This window comes from Escherichia sp. WS3227_2 (genome assembly GCF_046486495.1).
GTDB lineage: Bacteria > Pseudomonadota > Gammaproteobacteria > Enterobacterales > Enterobacteriaceae > Escherichia > Escherichia coli.
This window is the reverse complement of sequence record NZ_JBJQLG010000007.1, coordinates 35,306-54,635: the sequence shown is the minus strand read 5'-3', so window position 1 is coordinate 54,635 and position 19,330 is coordinate 35,306. Positions and strand designations below refer to the sequence as shown.

Genomic DNA, 19,330 nt, shown 5'->3' with positions numbered 1-19,330 from the left:
CCGGTATAAACAAAGTGCACTTTGTCAGCAAACTGAAAAAGGCGCTGAAGCGCCTTTTTAATCAGAACAATTCCTGTGCCTCGCCATTATCGATAATGGTCGTTCCCACCTCGTGCACCGCCTGTTGTGTCGGCTGCGTACCTTCGATGAAATACTCTTCGCGGCTGTTGCCACCATTAGCTAACTGCCCGGTGCTGCGATCGATATTCACCGTCACAATACCCGGCGGCGGCGTCAGCGGCTGCTCCGGCACACCTTCAAGAACGGCTTTCATATAAGCGTCCCATGCAGGCTGGGCACTCTTGGCACCGCCTTCGTAACCTGAGATCTGATCTTTAATCGCTCCGGAAGCCGTTGTATGACCGAGATTACGACGGTGATCATCAAAGCCAATCCAGACCGAGGTCACAACGCCCGGACCGTAACCCGAAAACCACGCATCTTTCGAACTGTTAGTGGTACCGGTTTTCCCGCCGATATCGCGACGCTGCAAATCACGACCTGCACGCCAGCCGGTACCCTGCCAGCCTGGCTCACCAAAGATATTGGTGTTCAAAGCACTCTTAATCAGGAATGCCAGCGGAGTGTTGATGACGTGCGGTGCGTACTCCTGCGCGCCAGTCTTCGCGACTAACGCCTGATTTGCCTGCTCCAGCTGCGGCATTGGCACAGAAACATTCTGCTGCTCGCGGGAGATAGCGACATCTTCAACATCGTTATTTTCCAGCACGTTCGATTTCTGCGTATCACCGTAAATCACCGGAATATCGCATTCCGGGCAGGCTACTTTCGGTTTCGCTTCGAAAATCACGCCGCCCTGATCGTTTTCAATTTTGCTGATAAACCACGGGTCCACCAGGAAGCCGCCGTTCGCCATGACCGCGTAGCCACGCGCCACCTGCATTGGGGTGAAGGACGCTGAACCCAGCGCCAGCGATTCGGTGTGGACAATGTTTTGCGCCGGGAAGCCGAAGCGTTGCAGATATTCTGCAGCGTAGTCGACGCCCATCGCCCGCATTGCGCGTACCATCACCACGTTTTTCGACTGGCCCAGTCCCTGACGTAAGCGAATTGGACCGGCATACTGCGGTGGTGAGTTCTTCGGCTGCCAGTCAGAACCGGCACCTGCATCCCAGCGGGAAATTGGCACATCGTTCAACATACTTGCCAGCGTCAGACCTTTATCCATCGCCGCGGTGTAGAGGAACGGTTTGATGTTGGAACCTACCTGACGCAGTGCCTGGGTGGCGCGGTTAAACTTGCTCTGATTGAAATCAAAGCCACCGACCAGCGCCATAACGGCACCGTTTTGCGGATTGATCGACACCAGCGCCGAGTTCACTTCCGGCACTTGCGCCAGCCACCATGCATCGCCAACCTGACGAACCCAGATTTGCTGACCCGTTTGCAGAACATCGGTCACTTTACGCGGCGTCGGTCCCTGCTGAGTATCCGAACGGTAAGGACGCGCCCAGCGAACGCCTTCCATACTCAATGCGACGGTCGACCCGTCCGCCAGCATCGCCGTCGCTTCCTGAGGATTGGCGCTGGTGACTGCGGCAGGCAGCAGCGGACCATAGGTCGGCAGCGCCTTCAGCGTATCGGTAATCTTGTTGTTATCCCACGCCGATTCGCCCACTTTCCACAGCACATTTGCCGGGCCGCGATAGCCGTGGCGCATGTCGTAGTCCAGCACGTTATTACGTACTGCCTGCTGTGCGGCCTGCTGTACTTTGCGGGTGATGGTGGTGTAAATGCGATAACCGTCTTCATAGGCACTTTCGCCATAACGGTTATACATCTCCTGGCGCACCATTTCGCTCAGGTACGGCGCAGAGAAAGCAATCTCCGGCGCGTGATAGTTAGCGTTAATCGCCTCAGTGCGTGTCTGATCGAACTGTTGTTGGGTGATATACCCTTCATCCAGCATCCGCGACAGTACGACGTTACGCCGCGCGACGGCACGATCCATCGAGTAGAGCGGGTTGAAGGTGGAAGGCGCTTTCGGCAGCCCGGCTATCACCGCCATTTCGTTCAGCGTCAGTTGGTCGACCGTTTTACCGAAATAGACTTGTGCCGCAGCACCGACACCATAGGCGCGGTAACCGAGGTAAATCTTGTTCAGATAAAGCTCGAGGATCTCGTCTTTCGTCAGCAACTGTTCAATGCGAATCGCGAGGAAGACTTCCTTAATCTTACGCATCAGCGTGCGTTCTGGACTGAGGAAGAAGTTTCTCGCCAGCTGCTGGGTAATGGTACTCGCCCCTTGTGACGCGTGGCCGGAGAACAGCGCCACACTTGCCGCACGGAAGATCCCCACCGGGTCAACGCCGTGATGCTCGTAGAAGCGGCTGTCTTCCGTCGCGATAAAGGCTTTCACCATCTCCGGCGGGATTTGATCCAACGTAACCGGAATACGACGTTTCTCACCGTATTGAGCAATCAGCTCGCCATCGGCGCTGTAAATCTGCATCGGAATTTGCAGGCGAACATCTTTTAATGTCGCCACATCCGGCAGTTGTGGCTCGATGTAGCGGTATAGGCCATAAATCGAGCCTGCTCCCAGCAGAATGCAACAGACTGCAAGGATCAAAAAATACTTTACGAACTTCACTGGAAATTTCCCATTTAGTTTCATTTGGGCAGTTTATAAACAAACGCGCGGTAGTATAAAGGCAAGCCAGACGCATTGATATACCCGTCAGAGTGACGGGTGATAAGGAGATCATCACAATGGCATTTAAGAGCTGGCAAATAGGTTTGCATTTACAACAGCAAGAAGCGGTAGCGGTTGCTATCGTGCGGGGCGCAAAAGAATGCTTTTTGCAACGCTGGTGGCGGTTGCCGCTGGCGCACGACATTATCAAAGATGGGCGGATTGTTGATGCGCAGCGGCTGGCTAACACGTTGTTACCGTGGAGTCGCGAACTGCCGCAGCGTCATCACATCATGTTGGCATTTCCCGCCAGTCGCACATTACAGCGGTCATTTCCACGCCCGTCGATGTCCCTTGGTGAGCGGGAGCAAACGGCCTGGCTGTCCGGGACGATGGCCCGCGAGCTGGATATGGATCCGGACTCCCTGCGCTTCGATTACAGCGAAGACTCACTCAGTCCCGCCTATAACGTGACTGCCGCGCAAAGCAAAGAGCTGGCAACGCTGCTTACTCTGGCAGAAAGGTTGCGTGTTCATGTTAGCGCGATCACCCCGGATGCCAGTGCATTACAGCGATTCCTGCCTTTTTTACCTTCTCATCAGCAATGTCTGGCCTGGCGTGATAACGAACAGTGGCTGTGGGCGACGCGCTATAGCTGGGGGCGCAAACTGGCGGTGGGGATGACTAGCGCGAAGGAGCTGGCGGCAGCGTTATGCGTTGATCCCGAAAGCGTCGCGCTATGTGGCGAAGGCGGATTTGACCCCTGGGAGGCCGTTTCTGTTCGTCAGCCGCCGCTACCGCCGCCTGGTGGAGACTTTGCCATCGCGCTGGGGCTGGCGCTTGGGAAGGTGTACTGATGAACCCGCCAATTAATTTTTTGCCCTGGCGACAGCAACGCCGGACCGCTTTTCTTCGTTTCTGGTTACTGATGTTCGTTGCGCCTCTGCTGCTGGCCGTCGGGATAACGCTAATACTGCGTCTGACAAGCAACGCCGAAGCACGCGTAGACACCGTTTTGCTTCAGGCGGAACAACAACTCGCCCGCAGCTTACAGATAACGAAACCACGTTTGCTGGAACGCCAGCAGTTACGCGAACAGCGTTTGCAAAGGCAGCGCCAGCGACAATTTACCCGTGACTGGCAATCTGCGCTGGAAGCACTGGCGGCGCTTTTACCCGAACATGCCTGGCTGACAACGATAAGCTGGCAGCAGGGAACGCTGGAGATCAAGGGGCTGACAACAAGCATTACCGCGTTAAACGCACTAGAAACGTCACTCCGCCAGGATGCGTCTTTTCATCTCAATCAGCGGGGAGCCACGCAGCAGGATGCGCAGGGACGCTGGCAATTTGAGTATCAGTTAACAAGGAAGGTTAGCGATGGACATGCTCTTTGACTGGTGGTTCGCCACATCACCCCGCCTCCGCCAGCTTTGCTGGGCATTCTGGTTGATGATGTTAGTTACGCTCATTTTTCTGTCATCGACACACCAGGAAGAGAGCGACGCATTAATTCGACTACGGGCGAGTCATCACCAGCAGTGGGCCGCACTGTATCGCCTGGTAGACACCACTCCCTTCAGCGAGGAAAAAACGCTGCCCTTTTCGCCACTGGATTTTCAGTTATCCGGCGCGCAACTGGTTTACTGGCATCCATCCGCGCAGGGAGGTGAGTTGGTGTTGAAAACGCTGTGGGAAGCAGTGCCGTCGGCATTTACACGGCTGGCAGAGCGCAACGTCAGCGTGAGCCGTTTTTCGTTAAGCGTGGAAGGTGATGACCTTTTGTTCACGCTACAACTGGAGACGCCGCATGAGGGTTAAACGCTGGTTGTTGGCAGGTATTGCATTGTGCCTTTTAACCGGCATGCGTGACCCTTTTAAACCGCCGGAAGATCTATGCCGGATTAGCGAACTTAGCCAGTGGCGCTATCAGGGGATGGTAGGGCGAGGCGAGCGCATCATCGGTGTAATAAAAGATGGGCAAAAAAAATGGCGACGGGTGCAGCAAAACGATGTGCTGGAAAACGGCTGGACGATCTTACAGCTAACGCCAGACGCACTAACGCTGGGAACCGGGACAAACTGCGAACCGCCACAATGGTTGTGGCAACGGCAAGGAGATACAAATGAAGCAATGGATAGCCGCACTACTGTTGATGCTGATACCCGGCGTACAGGCGGCAAAGCCGCAAAAAGTGACACTGATGGTGGATGACGTTCCGGTAGCTCAGGTGTTGCAGGCGCTGGCTGAACAGGAGAAGTTGAACCTGGTGGTGTCGCCAGACGTCAGCGGTACGGTGTCGTTACATCTAACAGATGTTCCCTGGAAGCAAGCACTACAAACTGTAGTGAAAAGCGCCGGACTGATAACGCGTCAGGAGGGCAACATTCTCTCGGTGCATTCCGTTGCCTGGCAGAATGACAATATCGCCCGTCAGGAGGCGGAGCAGGCGCGGGCGCAGGCAAATCTGCCGCTGGAAAATCGCAGTATAACCCTGCAATACGCCGACGCGGGAGAACTGGCGAAAGCGGGGGAGAAGCTACTGAGTGCCAAAGGGAGTATGACCGTCGATAAACGCACTAATCGCCTTTTGCTGCGAGATAACAAAACGGCGTTAAGCGCGCTTGAACAGTGGGTAGCGCAAATGGATCTGCCGGTCGGGCAGGTTGAGCTGTCGGCGCATATTGTCACCATTAATGAAAAAAGTTTGCGTGAGTTAGGCGTGAAATGGACGTTGGCTGATGCGCAACACGCTGGTGGCGTTGGGCAAGTCACCACGCTTGGCAGCGACCTCTCCGTAGCGACGGCGACAACGCATGTCGGTTTTAACATTGGACGCATCAACGGACGTTTACTGGATCTTGAGCTTTCCGCGCTCGAACAAAAACAGCAGCTGGATATTATCGCCAGTCCGCGTCTGCTGGCCTCACATCTTCAGCCCGCCAGCATTAAACAGGGGAGCGAAATTCCATATCAGGTTTCCAGCGGGGAAAGTGGCGCGACGTCGGTGGAATTTAAAGAGGCCGTCCTGGGGATGGAAGTTACGCCCACGGTGTTACAAAAAGGTCGCATCCGGCTGAAATTACACATCAGCCAGAACGTTCCGGGGCAGGTGCTACAGCAGGCCGATGGCGAAGTGCTGGCGATTGATAAGCAGGAGATCGAAACGCAGGTCGAGGTCAAAAGCGGAGAAACGTTGGCGCTGGGTGGCATTTTTACCCGTAAAAATAAATCGGGTCAGGATAGCGTACCGTTGCTTGGCGACATTCCCTGGTTCGGACAATTATTTCGTCATGACGGAAAAGAAGATGAACGACGCGAGTTAGTGGTGTTTATCACGCCACGACTGGTTTCCAGTGAGTAAACAGCCGTAAAAGCGGTAATGTTTTTACGCTGAACGTGTTTCATCTATTTGACGCGCGCAGGTATTTAGCATACAAGGAGTACCGATTTGAGAGTTGGTGCTCTTCGCTGCCTGCGTTCCATGATGATGATTTATCATTCAGGCGGCATTTTGCTGTCTTTTTTACGCTAATCTTACCCGGTGATTTATCGCCAGAGCGGTGGTAGCAAGGCAGCGCGCTTGCAGCGACCAGATATGCAGAGGGATGGGTGATTTATTCAGTTGCCAAACCCGCTGGAGTATTGAGATAATTTTCAGTCTGACTCTCGCAATATCTTATGAGGTTTCAGTTCATGTCCTGCGGCGCTCTCTGAGCGAAGCGGGTTTATCATTAACGAATAGTCTTAGTAGTACCGAAAAAATGGCAGAGAAACGCAATATCTTTCTGGTTGGGCCTATGGGTGCCGGAAAAAGCACTATTGGGCGCCAGTTAGCTCAACAACTCAATATGGAATTTTACGATTCCGATCAAGAGATTGAGAAACGAACCGGAGCTGATGTGGGCTGGGTTTTCGATTTAGAAGGCGAAGAAGGCTTCCGCGATCGCGAAGAAAAGGTCATCAATGAGTTGACCGAGAAACAGGGTATTGTGCTGGCTACTGGCGGCGGCTCTGTGAAATCCCGCGAAACACGTAACCGTCTTTCCGCACGTGGCGTTGTCGTTTATCTTGAAACGACCATCGAAAAGCAACTTGCACGCACGCAGCGTGATAAAAAACGCCCGTTGCTGCACGTTGAAACACCGCCGCGTGAAGTTCTGGAAGCGTTGGCCAATGAACGCAATCCGCTGTATGAAGAGATTGCCGACGTGACCATTCGTACTGATGATCAAAGCGCTAAAGTGGTCGCAAACCAGATTATTCACATGCTGGAAAGCAACTAATTCTGGCTTTATATACACTCGTCTGCGGGTACAGTAATTAAGGTGGATGTCGCGTTATGGAGAGGATTGTCGTTACTCTCGGGGAACGTAGTTACCCAATTACCATCGCATCTGGTTTGTTTAATGAACCAGCTTCATTCTTACCGCTGAAATCGGGCGAGCAGGTCATGTTGGTCACCAACGAAACCCTGGCTCCTCTGTATCTCGATAAGGTCCGCGGCGTACTTGAACAGGCGGGTGTTAACGTCGATAGCGTTATCCTCCCTGACGGCGAGCAGTATAAAAGCCTGGCTGTACTCGATACCGTCTTTACGGCGTTGTTACAAAAGCCGCATGGTCGCGATACTACGCTGGTGGCGCTTGGCGGCGGCGTAGTGGGCGATCTGACCGGCTTTGCGGCGGCGAGTTATCAGCGCGGTGTACGTTTCATTCAAGTCCCGACGACGTTACTGTCGCAGGTCGATTCCTCCGTTGGCGGCAAAACTGCGGTCAACCATCCCTTCGGTAAAAACATGATTGGCGCGTTCTACCAGCCTGCTTCAGTGGTGGTGGATCTCGACTGTCTGAAAACGCTTCCCCCGCGTGAGTTAGCGTCGGGGCTGGCAGAAGTCATCAAATACGGCATTATTCTTGACGGTGCGTTTTTCAACTGGCTGGAAGAGAATCTGGATGCGTTGTTGCGTCTGGACGGTCCGGCAATGGCGTACTGTATTCGCCGTTGTTGTGAACTGAAGGCAGAAGTTGTCGCCGCCGACGAGCGCGAAACCGGGTTACGTGCTTTACTGAATCTGGGACACACCTTTGGTCATGCCATTGAAGCTGAAATGGGGTATGGCAATTGGTTACACGGTGAAGCGGTCGCTGCGGGTATGGTGATGGCGGCGCGGACGTCGGAACGTCTCGGGCAGTTTAGTTCTGCCGAAACGCAGCGTATTATAACCCTGCTCACGCGAGCTGGGTTACCGGTCAATGGGCCGCGCGAAATGTCTGCGCAGGCGTATTTACCGCATATGCTGCGTGACAAGAAAGTCCTTGCGGGAGAGATGCGCTTAATTCTTCCGTTGGCAATTGGTAAGAGTGAAGTTCGCAGCGGCGTTTCGCACGAGCTTGTTCTTAACGCCATTGCCGATTGTCAATCAGCGTAACAACAAGAAAGGTCAGGCCGCTTATCAAGCGGTCTATTAGCTTCAGGTTAATTGCAACGTGGTAAGCATTAACCTTTTAGTGGGGTGTTAAATGGATGAATTCAAACCAGAAGACGAGCTGAAACCCGATCCCAGCGATCGTCGTACTGGTCGTTCTCGTCAATCTTCTGAACGTTCTGAGCGTACTGAACGTGGCGAACCGCAGATCAATTTTGATGATATTGAACTTGATGACACTGACGATCGCCGTCCGACTCGTGCGCAAAAAGAGCGCAATGAGGAACCGGAAATCGAAGAAGAAATTGACGAATCCGAAGATGAAACCGTGGATGAAGAGCGCGTAGAGCGTCGTCCGCGTAAGCGCAAAAAAGCAGCCAGTAAACCCGCTTCTCGTCAGTATATGATGATGGGCGTCGGCATTCTGGTTCTCCTGCTGTTGATCATCGGTATCGGTTCTGCGCTAAAAGCCCCCTCGACCTCTTCCAGCGATCAAACCGCGTCTGGCGAGAAGAGTATTGATCTTGCTGGCAATGCGACCGATCAGGCGAATGGCGTGCAGCCAGCGCCGGGAACCACGTCTGCGGAAAATACTCAGCAGGATGTTTCTCTGCCGCCGATCTCTTCTACGCCGACTCAAGGGCAAACCCCGGCGGCAACGGATGGTCAACAACGTGTTGAAGTGCAGGGTGACCTGAACAATGCGCTGACTCAGCCACAAAATCAGCAACAGTTGAACAATGTGGCGGTCAATTCTACATTGCCGACTGAACCCGCGACGGTCGCGCCTGTTCGCAATGGCAATGCATCGCGTGACACGGCGAAAACGCAAACCGCTGAACGTCCGGCCACCACGCGTCCAGCTCGTCAGCAGGCGGTGATTGAACCGAAAAAACCGCAAGCAACCGTGAAAACGGAACCGAAGCCGGTAGCACAGACGCCGAAGCGTACTGAACCAGCTGCTCCTGTGGCGAGCACGAAGGCACCGGCTGCGACCTCTACGCCAGCACCAAAAGAGACCGCAACTACGGCTCCAGTACAGACGGCATCCCCGGCGCAAACCACGGCAACACCAGCCGCTGGAGGGAAGACCGCAGGTAATGTTGGTTCGTTGAAATCGGCACCGTCCAGCCATTACACTCTGCAGCTGAGCAGTTCCTCTAACTACGACAACCTGAACGGTTGGGCGAAGAAAGAGAATCTGAAAAACTACGTTGTCTATGAAACGACGCGTAATGGTCAGCCGTGGTATGTCCTGGTTTCTGGCGTGTACGCTTCGAAAGAAGAGGCGAAAAAAGCGGTATCTACATTGCCAGCAGATGTCCAGGCCAAAAACCCGTGGGCGAAACCGCTGCGTCAGGTACAGGCCGATCTGAAGTAATCAAGGTTATCTCCCGCAATGGTTTATCGTTGCGGGAGTTGCCTGAAGCGCTGGATGCTGTCGGAGCTTTCTCCACAGCCGGAGAAGGTGTAATTAGTTAGTCAGCATGAAGAAAAATCGCGCTTTTTTGAAGTGGGCAGGGGGCAAGTATCCCCTGCTTGATGATATTAAACGGCATTTGCCCAAGGGCGAATGTCTGGTTGAGCCTTTTGTAGGTGCCGGGTCGGTGTTTCTCAACACCGACTTTTCTCGTTATATCCTTGCCGATATCAATAGCGACCTGATCAGTCTCTATAACATTGTGAAAATGCGTACTGATGAGTACGTACAGGCCGCACGCGAGCTGTTTGTTCCCGAAACAAATTGCGCCGAGGTTTACTATCAGTTCCGCGAAGAGTTCAATAAAAGCCAGGATCCGTTCCGTCGGGCGGTACTGTTTTTATATTTGAACCGCTACGGTTACAACGGCCTGTGTCGTTACAATCTGCGCGGTGAGTTTAACGTGCCGTTTGGCCGCTACAAAAAACCCTATTTCCCGGAAGCAGAGTTGTATCACTTCGCTGAAAAAGCGCAGAATGCCTTTTTCTACTGTGAGTCTTACGCCGATAGCATGGCGCGTGCAGATGATGCATCCGTCGTCTATTGCGATCCGCCTTATGCGCCGCTGTCTGCGACCGCCAACTTTACGGCGTATCACACAAACAGTTTTACGCTTGAACAACAAGCGCATCTGGCGGAGATCGCCGAAGGTCTGGTTGATCGCCATATTCCAGTGCTGATCTCCAATCACGATACGATGTTAACGCGTGAGTGGTATCAGCGCGCAAAATTGCATGTCGTCAAAGTTCGACGCAGTATAAGCAGCAACGGCGGCACACGTAAAAAGGTGGACGAACTGCTGGCTTTGTACAAACCAGGAGTCGTTTCACCCGCGAAAAAATAATTCTCAAGGAGAAGCGGATGAAACAGTATTTGATTGCCCCCTCAATTCTGTCGGCTGATTTTGCCCGCCTGGGTGAAGATACCGCAAAAGCCCTGGCAGCTGGCGCTGATGTCGTGCATTTTGACGTCATGGATAACCACTATGTTCCCAATCTGACGATTGGGCCAATGGTGCTGAAATCCTTGCGTAACTACGGCATTACCGCCCCTATCGACGTACACCTGATGGTGAAACCCGTCGATCGCATTGTGCCTGATTTCGCTGCCGCTGGTGCCAGCATCATTACCTTTCATCCAGAAGCCTCCGAGCATGTTGACCGCACGCTGCAACTGATTAAAGAAAATGGCTGTAAAGCGGGTCTGGTATTTAACCCGGCGACACCGCTGAGCTATCTGGATTACGTGATGGATAAGCTGGATGTGATCCTGCTGATGTCCGTCAACCCTGGTTTCGGCGGTCAGTCTTTCATTCCGCAAACACTGGATAAACTGCGCGAAGTACGTCGTCGTATCGACGAGTCTGGCTTTGACATTCGACTGGAAGTTGACGGTGGCGTGAAGGTGAACAACATTGGCGAAATCGCTGCGGCGGGTGCGGATATGTTCGTCGCCGGTTCGGCAATCTTCGACCAGCCAGACTACAAAAAAGTCATTGATGAAATGCGCAGTGAACTGGCAAAGGTAAGTCATGAATAAGTTTGAAGATATTCGCGGCGTCGCTTTTGATCTCGATGGTACGCTGGTGGACAGTGCTCCTGGCTTGGCTACCGCAGTAGATATGGCGCTGTATGCGCTGGAGTTGCCCGTCGCAGGTGAAGAACGCGTTATAACCTGGATTGGTAACGGCGCAGATGTTCTGATGGAGCGCGCATTGACCTGGGCGCGTCAGGAACGTGCGACTCTGCGTAAAACAATGGGGAAACCGCCCGTTGATGACGACATTCCGGCAGAAGAACAGGTACGTATTCTGCGTAAACTGTTCGATCGCTACTATGGCGAGGTTGCCGAAGAGGGGACGTTTTTGTTCCCGCACGTTGCCGATACGCTGGGCGCATTGCAGGCTAAAGGCCTGCCGCTAGGTCTGGTCACCAACAAACCGACGCCGTTCGTCGCGCCGCTGCTCGAAGCCTTAGATATCGCCAAATACTTCAGCGTGGTGATTGGTGGTGATGATGTGCAAAACAAAAAACCGCATCCGGATCCGCTGTTACTGGTGGCTGAGCGGATGGGAATTGTTCCACAACAGATGCTGTTTGTTGGCGACTCACGCAATGATATTCAGGCAGCAAAAGCGGCAGGTTGCCCATCAGTTGGCTTAACCTACGGATATAACTACGGCGAGGCTATCGATCTCAGCCAGCCTGATGTAATTTATCAGTCTATAAATGACCTTCTGCCCGCATTAGGGCTTCCGCATAGCGAAAATCAGGAATCGAAAAATGACTAAGCCCATCGTTTTTAGTGGCGCACAGCCCTCAGGTGAATTGACCATTGGTAACTACATGGGTGCGCTGCGTCAGTGGGTAAACATGCAGGATGACTACCATTGCATTTACTGTATCGTTGACCAACACGCGATCACCGTGCGCCAGGATGCACAGAAGCTGCGTAAAGCGACGCTGGATACGCTGGCCTTGTATCTGGCTTGTGGTATCGATCCTGAGAAAAGCACCATTTTTGTTCAGTCCCACGTGCCGGAACATGCGCAGTTAGGCTGGGCACTGAACTGCTATACCTACTTCGGCGAACTGAGCCGCATGACGCAGTTTAAAGATAAATCTGCGCGTTATGCCGAGAACATCAATGCTGGTCTGTTTGACTATCCAGTGCTGATGGCAGCAGACATTCTGCTGTATCAAACCAACCTGGTGCCGGTGGGGGAAGACCAGAAACAGCACCTGGAACTGAGCCGCGATATCGCCCAGCGTTTCAACGCGCTGTATGGCGAGATCTTTAAAGTGCCGGAGCCGTTTATTCCGAAATCTGGCGCGCGCGTAATGTCGCTGCTGGAGCCGACCAAAAAGATGTCCAAGTCTGACGATAACCGCAATAACGTTATCGGCCTGCTGGAAGATCCGAAATCGGTAGTGAAGAAAATCAAACGCGCGGTCACCGACTCCGACGAGCCGCCGGTAGTTCGCTACGATGTGCAGAACAAAGCGGGCGTTTCCAACCTGCTGGATATCCTTTCTGCGGTAACGGGCCAGAGCATCCCGGAACTGGAAAAACAGTTCGAAGGCAAGATGTATGGTCATCTCAAAGGCGAAGTGGCTGATGCCGTTTCCGGTATGCTGACTGAATTGCAGGAACGTTATCACCGTTTCCGCAATGACGAAGCCTTCCTGCAACAGGTGATGAAAGATGGCGCAGAAAAAGCCAGCGCACACGCTTCCCGTACGCTGAAAGCGGTGTACGAAGCGATTGGTTTTGTGGCGAAGCCGTAATTTAACATTAATGCCAAAAACCGGGGAAACCCGGTTTTTTTTATCCTCTTTTTGCAATAATCCGAAAAAATGTGAAGCGCCTCGCCGTTTCCATATCTCGCAGTTGCCACTTATCTTCATTTTTATGAAGATATAAATATTCACTTTATTGAAAATTTACTATGCGTCGAACGTTTATCAAAAAAGAAGGCGTCGTCATCACGACACTGGCCCGTTATTTGTTGGGTGAAAAGTGCGGTAATCGACTGAAAACCATAGATGAGCTGGCAACTGAATGCCGTTCATCCGTTGGCCTGACGCAGGCCGCGTTGAAAACGCTGGAATCAAGCGGAGCGATACGGATAGAACGCCGTGGGCGCAATGGCAGTTATCTGGTCGAGATGGATAACAAAGCATTGCTGACTCATGTGGATATCAACAACGTGGTATGTGCGATGCCCTTGCCCTATACCCGTTTGTACGAAGGCCTGGCGAGCGGATTGAAAGCCCAGTTTGATGGTATTCCTTTTTACTATGCGCATATGCGCGGCGCGGATATTCGCGTGGAGTGTTTACTTAACGGCGTGTATGACATGGCGGTTGTTTCCCGACTGGCGGCGGAAAGTTATCTCACGCAAAAAGGCTTATGCCTCGCGCTGGAGTTGGGGCCGCACACCTACGTTGGCGAGCACCAGTTGATTTGCCGTAAAGGCGAGTCCGCAAACGTGAAGCGCGTGGGGCTGGATAACCGTTCGGCGGATCAGAAAATCATGACCGATGTCTTTTTTGGCGATAGTGATGTGGAACGTGTCGATCTCTCTTATCACGAGAGTTTACAACGCATTGTTAAAGGCGATGTCGATGCGGTGATCTGGAACGTGGTGGCGGAAAACGAACTGACCATGCTGGGATTAGAAGCGACGCCGCTCACAGACGATCCGCGATTTTTACAGGCCACCGAAGCCGTGGTTTTGACGCGAGTCGATGATTACCCGATGCAACAATTGCTGCGTGCAGTTGTTGATAAACAGGCCCTGCTTGCCCATCAACAACGAGTGGTCAGTGGGGAACAGGAACCCAGTTATTAAACGAAAGGCATCTGAAATGGAAACCAGACTCAACCTGCTTTGCGATGCAGGCGTTATTGATAAGGACATCTGCAAAGGCATGATGCAGGTCGTCAACGTACTGGAAACAGAGTGTCATCTACCGGTGCGCAGCGAGCAAGGAATGATGGCGATGACACATATGGCGAGCGCACTGATGCGCAGTCGCCGTGGTGAAGAAATAGAGCCGCTGGACGCCGAATTGCTGGCAGAACTGGCGCAATCCAGCCACTGGCAAGCCGTTGTGCAATTGCATCAGGTGTTGTTGAAGGAATTTACACTGGAAGTTAACCCGTGTGAAGAAGGCTATTTGCTGGCCAACCTTTATGGATTATGGATGGCTGCTAACGAAGAGGTTTGAAGCTCCCGACAAATCCACGTCGCATAATCTAAATATTCAGAAAAATGAATATTTAATTCAAGGAACAGAAACGAGGCAACAAGATGTTTGTAGAAGCATTGAAACGCCAGAACCCGGCGCTGATTTCCGCCGCACTAAACCTGTGGCAAAAGGGCAAGATCGCCCCGGACAGCTGGGTGATCGACGTGGATCAGATACTGGAAAACGGTAAGCGGCTGATTGAGACGGCGCGGCTTTACGGCATTGAACTGTATCTGATGACCAAGCAGTTTGGTCGTAATCCGTGGCTGGCGGAAAAATTGCTGGCATTAGGCTACAGCGGCATTGTGGCGGTGGATTACAAAGAGGCGCGAGTCATGCGCCGCGCCGGTTTGCCGGTGGCGCATCAGGGGCATCTGGTACAAATCCCTTGTCATCAGGTTGCTGACGCCGTTGCACAGGGAACCGACGTCATCACCGTGTTTACCCTTGCCAAAGCGCGGGAAGTGTCTGCGGCAGCGGTGAAAGCGGGGCGGGTCCAGTCTGTGCTGCTCAAAGTTTATAGCGACGATGATTTTCTTTATCCGGGGCAGGAGAGCGGTTTTGTACAGCATTCGCTGCACGAGGTGGTTGCTGAAATTAAGAAACTGCCGGGGCTGCATTTAGCCGGATTAACCCATTTCCCTTGCCTGCTTTGGGATGAGGCTGCCGGGAAAGTTTTGCCGACACCGAATCTTCACACGCTGGTACAAGCACGGGATCAACTGGCGAAATCTGGTATTGCGATTGAGCAACTGAACGCGCCTTCAGCGACCAGCTGCACTTCGCTGCCATTGCTGGCGGAATACGGTGTGACTCATGCCGAACCCGGTCATGCGCTGACGGGGACGATTCCGGCAAACCAGCAGGGCGACCAGCCTGAACGTATCGCGATGCTCTGGTTAAGTGAAATCTCCCATCATTTTCGTGGCGACAGCTACTGCTACGGCGGCGGTTACTACCGTCGTGGTCATGCGCAACATGCGCTGGTGTTTACGCCAGAGAATCAAAACATTACTGAAACATATCTCAAAGCCGTGGATGACAGCAGTATCGACTACACCCTGCCGCTGGCAGGCGAGTTTCCGGTAAGCAGTGCAGTAGTGCTCTGTTTTCGCACGCAGATTTTTGTCACCCGTAGCGATGTGGTGTTGCTGTCCGGTATTCAGCGTGGCGAACCAGAAATCGTCGGTCGTTATGACAGTCTTGGAAACTCTCTGGGGGCGTAATGGCGCGATTTGTGGTGTTAGTGATTGATAGCTTTGGCGTAGGGGCAATGAAAGATGTCACGCTGGTGCGCCCGCAAGATGCCGGGGCGAATACCTGTGGTCACATCCTGAGCCAGCTGCCGCATTTGCAGCTACCAACGCTGGAGAAAATGGGGCTAATCAACGCATTGGGTTATGCACCAGGTGATATGCAACCGTCAGAGTCCGCAACCTGGGGGGTGGCAGAGCTGCAACATGAAGGTGGCGATACCTTTATGGGACATCAGGAAATTTTAGGCACGCGCCCGTTACCGCCGCTGCGGATGCCCTTTCGCGATGTGATTGACCGTGTTGAGCAGGCATTAGTTTCCGCTGGCTGGCAGGTGGAGCGCCGTGGCGATGATCTGCAATTTCTGTGGGTCAATCAGGCGGTTGCGATTGGCGATAATCTCGAGGCGGATTTAGGCCAGGTCTATAACATCACTGCCAATCTCTCTGTGATCTCTTTTGACGACGCAATCAAAATTGGTCGTATTGTGCGTGAGCAGGTACAGGTCGGTCGGGTCATTACATTTGGCGGCCTGTTACCCGACAGTCAACGCATTCTCGATGCCGCAGAAAGCAAAGAAGGGCGCTTTATTGGTATCAATGCGCCGCGTTCAGGCGCTTATGACAACGGCTTCCAGGTCGTGCATATGGGCTACGGTGTCGATGAAAAAGTGCAGGTGCCACAAAAACTGTATGAAGTGGGCGTACCAACCGTGCTGGTGGGGAAAGTGGCGGATATTGCCAGTAATCCTTATGGCGTGAGCTGGCAAAACCTGGTGGATAGCCAGCGGATTATGGATATCACCCTCGACGAATTTAACACGCATCCGACGGCGTTTATTTGCACCAATATCCAGGAAACCGACCTCGCTGGTCACGCGGAAGACGTCGCACGTTATGCCGAACGTTTGCAGGTCGTTGACCGTAACCTTGCCCGGCTTGTTGAGGCGGTGCAGCCAGATGATTGCCTGGTCGTGATGGCGGATCACGGTAACGATCCGACCATTGGTCACAGCCACCATACCCGCGAAGTGGTGCCAGTGCTGGTTTATCAGCAAGGGATGGTCGCTACGCAGCTCGGTGTGCGCACCACGCTTTCTGATGTGGGTGCTACCGTGTGTGAATTTTTCCGTGCGCCACCGCCACAAAATGGTCGCTCTTTTCTTTCCTCCCTCCGGTTTGCAGGAGACACCCTATGAGTATTGATCCGACGGGTTACACCCTCGCCCATGAGCATCTGCATATTGATCTCTCCGGCTTTAAAAACAACGTGGACTGCCGCCTTGATCAGTATGCGTTCATTTGCCAGGAGATGAACGACCTGATGGCCCAGGGCGTGCGTAATGTGATTGAGATGACCAACCGTTACATGGGGCGCAATGCGCAATTTATGCTCGATGTAATGCGCGAAACCGGGATCAACGTGGTGGCCTGCACCGGTTATTACCAGGACGCGTTTTTCCCGCAACATGTGGCGACCCGCAGTGTGCAGGAACTGGCGCAGGAGATGGTCGATGAAATTGAGCAGGGTATCGATGGCACGGAGCTGAAAGCCGGGATCATCGCGGAGATCGGCTCCAGCGAAGGGAAGATTACGCCGCTGGAAGAGAAGGTGTTTATTGCCGCCGCGCTGGCACATAACCAGACCGGACGCCCGATCTCCACGCATACGTCGTTCAGCACCATGGGGGTGGAACAACTGGCGCTACTGCAAGCCCACGGAGTTGATCTTTCGCGCGTCACCGTTGGCCACTGCGATCTGAAAGACAACCTCGACAACATTTTGAAGATGATCGATCTCGGCGCGTATGTGCAGTTCGACACCATCGGCAAGAACAGTTACTACCCGGACGAAAAGCGCATTGCGATGCTCCACGCGCTACGTGACCGTGGTTTGCTGAACCGCGTCATGCTGTCGATGGATATTACGCGCCGCTCCCATTTAAAAGCCAACGGTGGTTATGGCTATGACTATTTATTGACCACCTTTATTCCGCAATTGCGCCAGTCAGGATTCAGTCAGGCCGATGTGGATGTGATGTTACGTGAAACTCCCTCTCAATTTTTCCAATAAGGACAGACTCATGAAAAAGATTGGTGTTGCAGGCTTACAGCGTGAGCAGATTAAAAAAACCATTGAAGCGACGGCTCCTGGCTGTTTTGAAGTTTTCATTCACAACGACATGGAAGCGGCAATGAAAGTGAAATCCGGGCAACTGGATTACTACATCGGCGCGTGTAATACCGGTGCGGGCGCGGCATTGTCGATTGCCATCGCGGTGATTGGCTATAACAAAAGTTGCACCATTGCCAAACCAGGCATTAAAGCGAAAGACGAACATATCGCCAAAATGATCGCCGAAGGGAAAGTGGCGTTTGGGCTTTCCGTTGAGCATGTCGAACACGCGATTCCGATGCTGATTAACCATCTGAAATAAAAGGCACGACTATGGATCTGTATATTCAGATTATCGTGGTGGCGTGCCTGACGGGTATGACATCGCTTTTGGCGCATCGCTCGGCGGCCGTTTTTCATGACGGTATCCGCCCGATCCTGCCACAACTGATTGAAGGTTATATGAACCGTCGCGAGGCGGGGAGTATCGCTTTTGGTCTGAGCATTGGTTTTGTGGCCTCGGTGGGGATCTCTTTTACCCTGAAAACCGGGCTGCTCAACGCATGGCTACTCTTTCTTCCTACCGATATCCTCGGCGTACTGGCGATAAACAGCCTGATGGCGTTTGGTCTTGGCGCTATCTGGGGCGTGTTGATCCTCACCTGTCTGTTGCCAGTAAACCAGCTGCTGACCGCGCTGCCGGTGGATGTATTAGGTAGCCTCGGGGAATTAAGCTCGCCGGTGGTTTCTGCTTTTGCACTGTTCCCGCTGGTGGCGATTTTCTACCAGTTTGGCTGGAAGCAAAGTCTGGTCGCCGCCGTGGTTGTTCTGATGACCCGTGTGGTGGTCGTGCGCTATTTCCCGCATCTCAATCCGGAATCCATCGAAATCTTTATTGGCATGGTGATGCTGCTGGGGATCGCGATAACTCACGACCTGCGTCATCGTGATGAAAATGATATTGATGCCAGCGGGCTTTCGGTGTTTGAAGAACGCACGTCGCGGATTATCAAAAACTTACCGTATATCGCTATTGTCGGGGCGCTGATTGCCGCCGTTGCCAGCATGAAGATCTTTGCTGGCAGTGAAGTGTCGATCTTCACACTGGAGAAAGCATATTCCGCAGGCGTAACGCCGGAACAATCACAAACACTAATCAACCAGGCAGCTCTGGCGGAATTTATGCGCGGGCTGGGTTTTGTACCGTTGATTGCCACCACCGCGTTAGCCACTGGTGTGTATGCAGTTGCGGGCTTTACCTTTGTTTATGCGGTGGGCTATCTCTCGCCGAATCCGATGGTTGCAGCGGTATTAGGTGCAGTGGTTATTTCGGCGGAAGTCTTGCTGCTTCGTTCGATCGGCAAATGGCTGGGGCGCTACCCGTCGGTGCGTAATGCGTCGGATAACATCCGTAACGCCATGAATATGCTGATGGAAGTGGCGTTGCTGGTCGGTTCGATTTTCGCAGCAATTAAAATGGCGGGTTATACCGGATTCTCTATCGCGGTTGCCATTTACTTCCTCAACGAATCCCTGGGCCGTCCGGTACAGAAAATGGCGGCACCGGTCGTAGCCGTAATGATCACCGGTATTCTGCTGAATGTTCTTTACTGGCTTGGCCTGTTCGTTCCGGCTTAAGGAAG

Annotated in this window: 20 protein-coding genes; 19 read left to right on the top strand and 1 reads right to left on the bottom strand. The window is 53.0% G+C overall.

Annotation, left to right across the window (positions count from 1 at the left end; genetic code table 11):
- Window positions 1-61: 61 nt before the first annotated feature.
- On the bottom strand, window positions 62-2,614 hold the full coding sequence (gene mrcA, locus ACJHXB_RS11550; RefSeq protein WP_001301905.1) for a peptidoglycan glycosyltransferase/peptidoglycan DD-transpeptidase MrcA: 2,553 nt from the start codon (window positions 2,612-2,614) through the stop codon (window positions 62-64).
- Between the two features lie 119 nt (window positions 2,615-2,733).
- Here mrcA and hofM point away from each other — a divergent pair, with 119 nt between their 5' ends.
- The 19 genes from hofM (at window position 2,734) to ACJHXB_RS11455 (ending at window position 19,325) form a co-directional block, all read left to right on the top strand.
- The gene (gene hofM, locus ACJHXB_RS11545; protein ID WP_001469392.1) at window positions 2,734-3,513 is read left to right on the top strand and encodes a DNA utilization protein HofM; all 780 of its coding nucleotides are present in this window, start codon (window positions 2,734-2,736) and stop codon (window positions 3,511-3,513) included.
- Entirely contained in the window at window positions 3,513-4,052 is a 540-nt protein-coding gene (gene hofN, locus ACJHXB_RS11540; RefSeq protein ID WP_001069324.1) for a DNA utilization protein HofN, read from the top strand. Before hofM ends, hofN begins: the two co-directional genes overlap by 1 nt.
- A complete protein-coding gene (gene hofO, locus ACJHXB_RS11535) occupies window positions 4,036-4,476 on the top strand; it encodes a DNA utilization protein HofO (protein WP_000367368.1) in 441 nt (146 codons plus the stop codon). The genes hofN and hofO overlap by 17 nt, the downstream gene beginning before the upstream one ends.
- Complete coding sequence (hofP, locus tag ACJHXB_RS11530) at window positions 4,466-4,870, top strand: DNA utilization protein HofP (protein ID WP_001604912.1); 405 nt, start codon at window positions 4,466-4,468, stop codon at window positions 4,868-4,870. Before hofO ends, hofP begins: the two co-directional genes overlap by 11 nt.
- Window positions 4,782-6,020 carry a DNA uptake porin HofQ gene (gene hofQ / locus ACJHXB_RS11525; RefSeq protein ID WP_000816000.1) on the top strand — a complete coding sequence of 413 codons (1,239 nt, stop codon included), beginning with the start codon at window positions 4,782-4,784 and terminating at the stop codon, window positions 6,018-6,020. Before hofP ends, hofQ begins: the two co-directional genes overlap by 89 nt.
- 400 nt (window positions 6,021-6,420) lie before the next feature.
- Window positions 6,421-6,942 (top strand): shikimate kinase AroK, encoded by a 522-nt coding sequence (aroK, locus tag ACJHXB_RS11520; RefSeq protein WP_000818618.1) that lies wholly within the window; start codon window positions 6,421-6,423, stop codon window positions 6,940-6,942.
- Window positions 6,943-6,998: 56 nt separating this feature from the next.
- Entirely contained in the window at window positions 6,999-8,087 is a 1,089-nt protein-coding gene (gene aroB / locus ACJHXB_RS11515) for a 3-dehydroquinate synthase (RefSeq protein WP_000439839.1), read from the top strand.
- Window positions 8,088-8,178: 91 nt separating this feature from the next.
- Window positions 8,179-9,465, top strand: a complete 1,287-nt coding sequence (gene damX / locus ACJHXB_RS11510; protein WP_000343195.1) for a cell division protein DamX — start codon at window positions 8,179-8,181, stop codon at window positions 9,463-9,465.
- Between the two features lie 106 nt (window positions 9,466-9,571).
- Window positions 9,572-10,408 (top strand): adenine-specific DNA-methyltransferase, encoded by an 837-nt coding sequence (gene dam, locus ACJHXB_RS11505; protein WP_000742141.1) that lies wholly within the window; start codon window positions 9,572-9,574, stop codon window positions 10,406-10,408.
- A gap of 17 nt (window positions 10,409-10,425) precedes the next feature.
- Window positions 10,426-11,103: a ribulose-phosphate 3-epimerase gene (gene rpe / locus ACJHXB_RS11500; protein WP_000816280.1), complete on the top strand. Its 678-nt coding sequence runs from the start codon at window positions 10,426-10,428 to the stop codon at window positions 11,101-11,103.
- Window positions 11,096-11,854, top strand: coding sequence for a phosphoglycolate phosphatase (gene gph / locus ACJHXB_RS11495; protein ID WP_001031736.1), 759 nt, complete (start codon window positions 11,096-11,098; stop codon window positions 11,852-11,854). Before rpe ends, gph begins: the two co-directional genes overlap by 8 nt.
- Window positions 11,847-12,851 (top strand): tryptophan--tRNA ligase, encoded by a 1,005-nt coding sequence (trpS, locus tag ACJHXB_RS11490; RefSeq protein ID WP_000165552.1) that lies wholly within the window; start codon window positions 11,847-11,849, stop codon window positions 12,849-12,851. The genes gph and trpS overlap by 8 nt, the downstream gene beginning before the upstream one ends.
- Before the next feature lie 161 nt (window positions 12,852-13,012).
- Entirely contained in the window at window positions 13,013-13,918 is a 906-nt protein-coding gene (yhfZ, locus tag ACJHXB_RS11485) for a GntR family transcriptional regulator YhfZ (RefSeq protein WP_001254832.1), read from the top strand.
- Between the two features lie 16 nt (window positions 13,919-13,934).
- The gene (locus tag ACJHXB_RS11480) at window positions 13,935-14,297 is read left to right on the top strand and encodes a hypothetical protein (protein ID WP_001469389.1); all 363 of its coding nucleotides are present in this window, start codon (window positions 13,935-13,937) and stop codon (window positions 14,295-14,297) included.
- A gap of 83 nt (window positions 14,298-14,380) precedes the next feature.
- On the top strand, window positions 14,381-15,544 hold the full coding sequence (locus ACJHXB_RS11475) for a YhfX family PLP-dependent enzyme (RefSeq protein WP_000497310.1): 1,164 nt from the start codon (window positions 14,381-14,383) through the stop codon (window positions 15,542-15,544).
- Window positions 15,544-16,770, top strand: coding sequence for a phosphopentomutase (locus ACJHXB_RS11470; protein ID WP_000090642.1), 1,227 nt, complete (start codon window positions 15,544-15,546; stop codon window positions 16,768-16,770). Before ACJHXB_RS11475 ends, ACJHXB_RS11470 begins: the two co-directional genes overlap by 1 nt.
- Window positions 16,767-17,645, top strand: a complete 879-nt coding sequence (locus ACJHXB_RS11465) for a phosphotriesterase-related protein (protein ID WP_000020841.1) — start codon at window positions 16,767-16,769, stop codon at window positions 17,643-17,645. Before ACJHXB_RS11470 ends, ACJHXB_RS11465 begins: the two co-directional genes overlap by 4 nt.
- Before the next feature lie 10 nt (window positions 17,646-17,655).
- Window positions 17,656-18,009, top strand: coding sequence for a DUF2620 domain-containing protein (locus ACJHXB_RS11460; RefSeq protein ID WP_000719728.1), 354 nt, complete (start codon window positions 17,656-17,658; stop codon window positions 18,007-18,009).
- 11 nt (window positions 18,010-18,020) lie between these two features.
- Complete coding sequence (locus ACJHXB_RS11455) at window positions 18,021-19,325, top strand: YhfT family protein (RefSeq protein ID WP_000366877.1); 1,305 nt, start codon at window positions 18,021-18,023, stop codon at window positions 19,323-19,325.
- Window positions 19,326-19,330: the final 5 nt, after the last annotated feature.